8 protein-coding genes are annotated in these 6,959 nt (G+C 36.8%); 4 read left to right on the top strand and 4 right to left on the bottom strand.

Going from position 1 to position 6,959, the window contains the following annotated elements; all coding sequences use genetic code 11:
* Positions 1 to 269 (bottom strand): transposase (locus IEV18_RS13165; protein WP_188392849.1); only part of this gene is annotated, 269 nt, incomplete at its 3' end.
* A 366-nt stretch (positions 270 to 635) separates the two neighbouring features.
* Between IEV18_RS13165 and IEV18_RS13160 the strand changes: the two genes are divergently transcribed.
* Genes IEV18_RS13160 through IEV18_RS13150 form a run of 3 tightly spaced genes read left to right on the top strand, consistent with a single transcriptional unit; the run spans position 636 to position 5,067 of the window.
* Positions 636 to 1,700: a mandelate racemase/muconate lactonizing enzyme family protein gene (locus IEV18_RS13160; RefSeq protein WP_188392848.1), complete on the top strand. Its 1,065-nt coding sequence runs from the start codon at positions 636 to 638 to the stop codon at positions 1,698 to 1,700.
* A 48-nt stretch (positions 1,701 to 1,748) separates the two neighbouring features.
* Complete coding sequence (locus IEV18_RS13155) at positions 1,749 to 2,918, top strand: DUF819 family protein (protein ID WP_188392847.1); 1,170 nt, start codon at positions 1,749 to 1,751, stop codon at positions 2,916 to 2,918.
* Between the two features lie 52 nt (positions 2,919 to 2,970).
* Positions 2,971 to 5,067 carry a CocE/NonD family hydrolase gene (locus tag IEV18_RS13150; RefSeq protein ID WP_188392846.1) on the top strand — a complete coding sequence of 699 codons (2,097 nt, stop codon included), beginning with the start codon at positions 2,971 to 2,973 and terminating at the stop codon, positions 5,065 to 5,067.
* 131 nt (positions 5,068 to 5,198) lie between these two features.
* Here IEV18_RS13150 and IEV18_RS13145 read toward each other — a convergent pair whose 3' ends face one another.
* On the bottom strand, positions 5,199 to 5,513 hold the full coding sequence (locus tag IEV18_RS13145; protein WP_188392845.1) for a hypothetical protein: 315 nt from the start codon (positions 5,511 to 5,513) through the stop codon (positions 5,199 to 5,201).
* 126 nt (positions 5,514 to 5,639) lie between these two features.
* Between IEV18_RS13145 and IEV18_RS13140 the strand changes: the two genes are divergently transcribed.
* Complete coding sequence (locus IEV18_RS13140; protein WP_188392844.1) at positions 5,640 to 6,053, top strand: YbjN domain-containing protein; 414 nt, start codon at positions 5,640 to 5,642, stop codon at positions 6,051 to 6,053.
* A 220-nt stretch (positions 6,054 to 6,273) separates the two neighbouring features.
* Here the strand turns inward: IEV18_RS13140 and IEV18_RS13135 are convergent, their stop codons facing one another.
* Both IEV18_RS13135 and IEV18_RS17620 read right to left on the bottom strand, forming a co-directional pair.
* Positions 6,274 to 6,759, bottom strand: a complete 486-nt coding sequence (locus IEV18_RS13135) for a transposase (RefSeq protein ID WP_373281931.1) — start codon at positions 6,757 to 6,759, stop codon at positions 6,274 to 6,276.
* A partial coding sequence (locus IEV18_RS17620) for a transposase (protein ID WP_373281930.1) occupies positions 6,728 to 6,959 on the bottom strand: 232 nt, incomplete at its 5' end. The genes IEV18_RS17620 and IEV18_RS13135, both read right to left, overlap by 32 nt.

The raw sequence follows: 6,959 nt of genomic DNA, 5'->3' as shown, positions 1-6,959 counted from the left end.
TCATTCGTCAATTGATCAGCACTGTCATCTTCAGCATAACCAGCAATGATTTGATAAATCTTTTGACGGAGTAAATTTTCATTCGAATGAACATGGTATTTTCTATCGTCTTTTAAATGTAGATGTCGAGCCAAGGTTTTAGAGAATCCGATTTTCTCATCGAATTCCCTAAAGATAAATTCACCTGTATCAGAAGAAAGAGAACCCCCATCACTTGACAATTTAATTTGACGATTGAAATCTAACGTTAATTGCGGTAAAGTAGCCATTATAAGAATCCTTTCTGTGGTTATTTTGTCGTGATTTAACTTTAACAGAAATGGATTCTTTTTTCATTTATTTGATGCATGATCAATTCGGTTGAAATGCTTGATAGATAGGCATTAGAAAGTAATCAAAAGTTTTCTATGAATAATTCAGGAAAAATATAATAAAAAGGTCTTGAAAATATTTCCATCGAGCGTATAATTACAGTTAATTTATTCTTTTTGTAATATTTCGTCGAATCATTCTACCATCTCAATATTAAGGAGGTATGTCAGACTATCAGAGAAAATTTAACATATTCCAAACAAAGAAACTAGTTCCTACCTATCATACGAATTAATAAGGAAATCTAGAAAGGTTGGTACAGAATGAAAATTACAAATCTCAAGGTAGAGAAATTAAAGTTAGAATTGTTTAAACCATTGACTGTTGCCTTAGGAACTATCGAAAGTGTGGAAACCTTGCTAGTCAAGGTAGAAACTGATGAAGGTATTTACGGAATTGGTGAGGGTGCTCCCTTTGAATTTGTAACAGGGGAAACGTTAGAAACAGCTATTACTACTGCTCAACTTCTTGGTAATCAAATCATCGGGCAGAATCCCCTTAACATCGAAGGCATACACGAAATAATGGACAAGACAATTGTTGGCAACACTGCAGCAAAGGCAGCAATTGATATTGCTTTATATGATTTAAAAGGAAAATATATGAATGCGCCACTCTATCAAGTGTTAGGAGGCTACAGTAATTCTTTTTTAACGGATGTAACCATTGGCATTGATACACCGGAAACAATGGCAAACGAAGCGAAAGAACGGGTTGCTCAAGGTTTTTCTATTTTAAAAATTAAAGCTGGTCTGAATCCAGAACAAGATATCGAAGCAATAAAGCAGATCCGTGGAGCTGTTGGCTCCTCCATCCGATTACGAATGGATGCAAACCAAGGGTGGACCGCATCAGATGCAGTGAAAGTAATGAATGCCGTTGAAAAGTACCAAGTAGAAGCCGTAGAACAACCTCTACCTTCATGGGATATCGATGGCATGGCATATGTAAGGAAAAAGGTAACAATTCCTGTTATGGCGGATGAATCTGTTCATTCCCCAAGAGATGCATACCAAGTGGCCAAAAAGCAAGCTGCAGATGTTATCAATATTAAGCTGATGAAATCAGGTGGTCTTTACAAGGCAATGAGTATTAATAACATCGCAGAAGCAGCTGGAATTCAATGCATGGTAGGTTGCATGCTAGAAAGTAAGATTGCTATTACAGCAGGTGCTAGTTTAGTAGCTGCTAAGAAAAATATTACCGAAGCTGATATGGATAGCTTTTTATATGTAAAAGATATAGGAATTAATGGTGGATTACAGTTAGATCATGGGAAAATAACCCTTCCAGAAAGACCTGGATTAGGCATTGATTTAGATATGTAATATATTACATTCTACATATTTACTACATTAAAAAAGGAGAGAGAAAAAATGAATGCATTATTCACAAGTACGGAAAGTCTACTAGCTATAATGGCCATCACTGTAGCATTAGGATTTTACCTACAACGATTTAAGCCTTTCAAAATGTTTGGCCCAGCACTTATCGTAATTATAATTAGTATTATTTTAGCTAACACGAGAGTGGTACCATTCGGTGCAGAAGTATATGGTGTCATTGCAACCTATGCTGTTCCACTATCTATTGCATTAATGTTATTAAGTGTTGATATTAAAGCAATGCTCAAATTATCCAAAAAACCACTATTTGCCATGTTAATTGCTGCAATTAGTGTCGCATTTGTAACCTTTATCGCAGGGTTGATATTCGCACCAATGATCGATGAAGGCTGGAAGATTGCTGGAATGTTCGTTGGTACATACACGGGTGGTAGCTCCAACTTAACTGCTATCGGATATGGCCTGAACGCATCACCAACTACTTTCGCCGCTGCAAATGCTGCAGACTATGTAATTGGAATTCCAACACTAATACTAATGTTTGCCTTTCCAGCAATTGCGGCAAAATCGAAATGGTTCCAAAAAGTATGGCCATATTCGTTAAAAGCAAATGAACTAGAGGGTGGCACAGAAGAATCAGAGGATCAATTTTTAGAAGAGAAAAAATGGAGTATCCAACATATCGCATGGAGCTTCGGTATTGCTTTCGTTATCGTAGCGCTTGCAACAGCACTATCTGGACTATTCCCAGATACGTTCCAAAGTGCAGCAAAGATTCTACTAGTTACAACCATTGCAGTAGCAATCGCACAACTTGAACCAGTGAAAAAACTAAAAGGGAACTTAGATTTAGGACTATTTGTAGCGTTATTCTTCCTAACCATTATCGGGTATATGGTAAATATTCAAGATTTCCTTAGTTCTACAGTAGTCATCGCTCTATTTTGTTTTGTAGTTATTGTATTTACTTTACTAGTACATGCAATTGTTTGTCGTTTATTTAAAATCGACTATCAATATGTGATTATCTCCATCGTTGCATCTATTGCTGATGGAACAACTTCAGCACTTGTAGCTGCTTCTGCTAAATGGAAAGCACTAGTTAGTATTGCTGTTGTACTCGGTGTTATCGGTTCTGTACTCGGTAACTACTTAGGAATTGGAACAGCATACTTAATTAAAGCTCTCATTGGAGCATAAGATTAACTATCTGCCCCGCTAAGGAGCAATCCATAATTAAAGGAGGATTGTTATGGAGAAATATAAACTATACCGTTCAGGCATACATGATGCAACAATTAGTTTCAAAGGAAATGATGTGGAATACAAAGAGAGAAACATCATGACCAATCAATGGTTAGAACCTGTAAGGTTAAAAGAAGAAAAAGCGAAGGAACTAGAAAACTACTATCATATTAACCCATTGAGTATTGCACAACGCTTCCATGAATTTAGAGAATTATTTCAACAAGATACCCAAAAAGTCGTAACCTCTTGGGGAGCTACTTATCAGAAGCAAGATGAAAATACTTGGGTCGAAAGGCAGAAAAAATTTCCCCTTGATGTCGTGATGGTAAATGGTGAGCCTGTAGCGTTTATTAGTATATCTAGGGAAAATTGTAGTGTTTTCGTGAAAGAGGGTTTTGAAGAGTATACACCTGTAAAACTTTGGGACCGAAACGACATCTCAAAAGCAGAGTATGGTGTTAATCTTCATGGTACGTTTATGGTTGAAATGAGAGACAAGATTAAACTAGCGACAGATGTATGGCTTCCAAGAGGAATAGAAGGGCCAGTACCAGTTATTTTAGTAAGAACGCCATATGGAAAATCGATGTATTCCGGCTTCTATACAAATTTTATTCAACGGGGATATGGAGTTGTCATTCAAGATACACGTGGTAGACAAGATTCCGAGGGGGAATGGATTCCAATGGCTTCCGAGATGGAAGATGGCGATGACACATTGAACTGGATTGCTGAACAACCTTGGTGCGATGGAAACATTGGCATGACTGGTGCATCCTACGGCGGATTTGTTCAATGGGCTGCTGCAGCAAGTGGTAATCCACATCTGAAAGCTATGGTTAGTATCGTGACAGCGGGCAGCCCGTTTGTTGATATTCCTAGAAAAGGCGGTGCATTTGTCTCTGGTACATTGGCCTGGGCATTTGCCATGGTAGAAAAAGAATTTAAACCTGAAAATATGATTCGTGATGACTGGGATGAAGTTGTCAAATTCCGCCCAATAAAAGACATTCCTAAACATGCATTAGGAAAAGATGTTGCATTTTGGGATAAGTGGATGTCCCACCCAACGAATGACGAATTTTGGCGTCAGTCCGATTGGTATCAATATAAAGAAAACATACAAGCTCCTGCAATGGTCGTTTCTGGTTGGTATGATGATAATGGAATGGGAACGACCGAGGCTCTAGAAGTTGTTGCAGCTTATCCTAGCGAAAATAAAAAAGTAATTCTTGGCCCATGGATGCATAACGGAAACACAACAAGAGATATTCAAGGTGTTGCACTTGGGAATAATGCCATCCGTTATGACTTGGACGTAAATTACCAACTTTGGTTTGACCGAAAACTAAAAGGAATCGATAACAAAATCGATGCCGGTCCAGTAGTCGAATACTATATTAATGGTGATAATGCTTGGAAAACAGCACAACAGTGGCCACCTGAAAATAGTCATTGGAAAGAAATGTATATAAGTAGTAATGGTAATGCGGTGTCATCCGATGGGGATGGAAAACTATCTTTTGAAGAAGCGAGACAGGACGGAAATGATGAATTCATCTATGATCCGGAGAATCCAGCACCACACTTAATCGACCTTTCCGAAAACGAAATTGGCGTTCCAGCCAACTATAAAGATGTTGAAAAGCGAGACGATATGCTTGTTTACACATCCGATCCACTAGATAAACCGGTAACTATTGCTGGTGATATCTATGTTAAACTTTATGCATCCAGCTCAGCGAGAGATACCGATTGGATCGTTCGATTAACGGATGTTGATCCTGATGGTAACTCTATCAAGTTAGCAGAAGGAGTCTTACGCGCTCGTTTCCGAGACGGTTATGATAAAGAAATATTATTAGAACCAGGAAAAGTCTATGAGTATCATATACGTACTTCAAAAATTGCAAATACATTCCAAAAAGGACATCGTATTCGCCTAACAGTAACTTCTAGTGCAGATAGTTTTATCTTTCCGAACAGTAATACAGGAAATGATCCAGCAACAGATGTGGAAAGTGTAACAGCAACACAACGGATTTATCATGGTAAAACATATAAATCTTGTGTGAGGTTGCCTATTGTATCGGATAGTTAAACATATACAACCCCCTTACATTAAAAAATCCCCTAGTTTAAAAGCTAGGGGATTAGCTTTACAAATAAGTTTTTGAAATGTAAATACCAATAAAAAAGTTTTTTCCACAATTTAAACTGAACCCCCATCATTCAAGCAACAACCTTCTCTCCATTAGTTCCTTTTATCACTTTATCATAAAGATAATTCAATCTAATATTTACACATTCCCTAACAGCTTGTTTATTTTGATTAGAAACCCGAACCTTCTTACCTAACTTGATTAATTCATACGCAACTCTAGCAACAATAAGTATACCCGTAGAATTAGGGACAAGTGCTTCCAATGCTGTAACCACTAATAAATCTAAACCAATTTCAAGACCCAATCCTAATAAGGAAAAAGCAAGGAACTCGGGACTAGCAACCATCATAAAGGAATCGAATTCATTTTTATCCTGTTCCATTGATTGTCCACACCATATAATGTAAGTCCGGAAAAATTAGAGACAAATAATATTCATCAGTAACAGGCACCTTCAATATGGTACAATAGAACTATGCTGTTTAATATTTGATTGGAGGAATATTCGATGTCGAATTCAGCTGTTTTCCAGCAAACACTTAATGAAAAGAATATTTATATGGAAAGGAATCAAGACGAAGGAGGAGTCTTCTTTAGAGTACATCAATCGATCAAAGGAGGCGGCAATGTCCTCGTTGTTGTATTTTTTAGTAATAATGAAAATATAGTGGATATAAATATCTTTAATATAGCAAGAATTGACAACCCTCTTAAGAAAGAAGAGTTGCATAAGTTATTAAACGAGCTAAATAAACAATTTAGATACGCCAAATTCATAGAAGACCAAGGAGGCATTTTTGCCCAAGACTCCATAGATGTACATGATTATTTTAGTCCAATGCTTATTTTAGATCATGTTGCAATGCTTATAAATACAGTTGAAGATGTTTATCCAAAATTTATGAAACTGCAATGGGCTTAAGAGAATTGTTTAGTGATAAAAATAACCTGAATTATTCATACTTCCAATGAAGATTTAATTTGATACCAAATCCAATGATTTTTTGTTATCTAAACAAGTAAGAGCTGTTAATTTCGATAAATATGATAAATGATAAAGGTGAATGGCAGTAAAATCCTGATTTTGGGCATACTACCCCCTTGGTCTTTCATCCTTTTAAAAAAACAGCTATTCAATTGAATTATTCTAGCTTAAGACGTTGAATTCGCTGAAGTACTTCCCAAAAGAATTTTTGGTACACAAAACTAGAGGACAATTTAAAGTAGAGGGATCGTCCCGATTTTACTAATTTACTCGCAACTTTAATAATTCTTGTACGAATGGTCTCGATTTGCATACTTGTCTGTTTTTCTGGAAAGCAAAGGGTACGTAGCCAATTCGTTAGGTTGTACGCTAATAGACTTAACATCATTTTTGCTTCATTCACTTGGAAGGAGTGGCTGTTCATTTTATCCATGTAAAAACCGTTTTTAGCTTCCTTAATATAATTCTCCATCGTGCCTCTTTTTTGGTAAGCACGAACGATATCCTTTGGAGAGAACGCATCTACTAGGTTTGTGACAAAAAAATGAGTGTGTAAAAAACAATTCACCCGCAGGACGAACAGATTGTACGATGACTTTTCTGGCTTTCGACTATGACTTTGCCTGATATTCGATTTCCTCATAGTAGTGTTCAGACTTGGTAACATCGAATATTTCAGTGGCTGGATGTAATTCATCTGCCATTCGCTGTAAAATAGCGTTTGATTTTAGACGAATCACGTAATAGACAGACTCATCTTCACATAAGTCATACAAAGCCGGGACAGCAAATCCACTATCTCCACGTAAAAACGGTGTGGTTTCTGGAAATTTTTCATTGTAG

The organism is Compostibacillus humi, from assembly GCF_014637175.1.
Taxonomy (GTDB): domain Bacteria; phylum Bacillota; class Bacilli; order Bacillales; family Amphibacillaceae; genus Oceanobacillus; species Oceanobacillus humi.
This window is presented reverse-complemented; position numbering and strand designations above follow the sequence as displayed.